Raw genomic sequence first — 1,435 nt, forward strand, 5'->3', positions numbered from 1 at the left:
AGAAGGAAAATCCTTCAAAACTGAATATGATGAGAATGTATATTGATTGTAATTTTAGTTTTACTCCTTAGAAAGGAGGTGATCCATCCGCACCTTCCGGTACGGATACCTTGTTACGACTTAACCCCAATCATCAACCCTACCTTAGACGGCTCCCTCCATAAATGGTTAGGCCACCGGTTTTGGGTATTGTTAACTTTCGTGGTTTGACGGGCGGTGTGTACAAACCCCGAGAACGTATTCACCGTGGCGTTCTGATCCACGATTACTAGCGATTCCAGCTTCATGAAGTCGAGTTGCAGACTTCAATCCGAACTGAGACTGTTTTTAGAGGTTTTGCTCCAGATCGCTCCTTCGCTTCCTTTTGTTCCAGCCATTGTATCACGTTTGTAGCCCAGGTCATAAGGGGCATGATGATTTGACGTCATCCCCACCTTCCTCCAGTTTATCACTGGCAGTCTCGCTAGAGTCCCCAACTTAATGATGGCAACTAGCAACGAGGGTTGCGCTCGTTACGGGACTTAACCCAACATCTCACGACACGAGCTGACGACAACCATGCACCACCTGTCACCCTGGTAACCTCCACTATATCTCTATAGCTTTGCAGGGGATGTCAAGACCTGGTAAGGTTCTTCGCGTATCTTCGAATTAAACAACATGATCCACCGCTTGTGCGGGGTCCCGTCAATTCCTTTGAGTTTCATGCTTGCGCACGTACTACTCAGGCGGAGTACTTATTGCGTTAACTACAGCACCGAATTCTTCCGACACTTAGTACTCATCGTTTACGGCGTGGACTACCAGGGTATCTAATCCTGTTTGCTCCCCACGCTTTCGTGCCTCAGCGTCAGTCCAGACCCAGCAAGCCGCCTTCGCCACTGGTGTTCCTCCATATATTTACGCATTTTACCGCTACACATGGAATTCCACTTGCCTCTGTCTAACTCTAGTAAATCAGTTTTTGAAGCGCCACAGCGTTGAGCACTGTGTTTAAACCCCAAACTTAATTTACCGCCTACTCACCCTTTACGCCCAATAATTCCGGATAACGCTCGCCCCCTATGTATTACCGCGGCTGCTGGCACATAGTTAGCCGGGGCTTATTCATTAAGTACCGTCACACATATACTATTTCCTTTATATGTCATTCTTCCCTAATAAAAGAATTTTACACTCAAAAAGAGCTTCGTCATTCACGCGGCGTTGCTCGGTCAGGGTTTCCCCCATTGCCGAAAATTCCCTACTGCTGCCTCCCGTAGGAGTCTGGGCCGTGTCTCAGTCCCAGTGTGGCCGTTCAACCTCTCAGTCCGGCTACGCATCACAGTCTTGGTGAGCCATTACCTCACCAACTAACTAATGCGACGCAGGCCCCTCCTAGAACGATCCTTGATTGGATCTTTAATAATATTCCGATGCCGGATTATTACCTATT

1 rRNA gene is annotated in these 1,435 nt (G+C 47.9%); it reads right to left on the minus strand.

Annotated features, from left to right (window positions below):
* Positions 1-71: 71 nt before the first annotated feature.
* A 16S ribosomal RNA gene (locus tag T352_RS0105865) occupies positions 72-1,435 on the minus strand; the annotation flags it as partial.

Origin of the sequence: Haploplasma modicum ATCC 29102 (assembly GCF_000687835.1) — a bacterium.
GTDB lineage: Bacteria > Bacillota_I > Bacilli_A > Acholeplasmatales > Acholeplasmataceae > Haploplasma > Haploplasma modicum.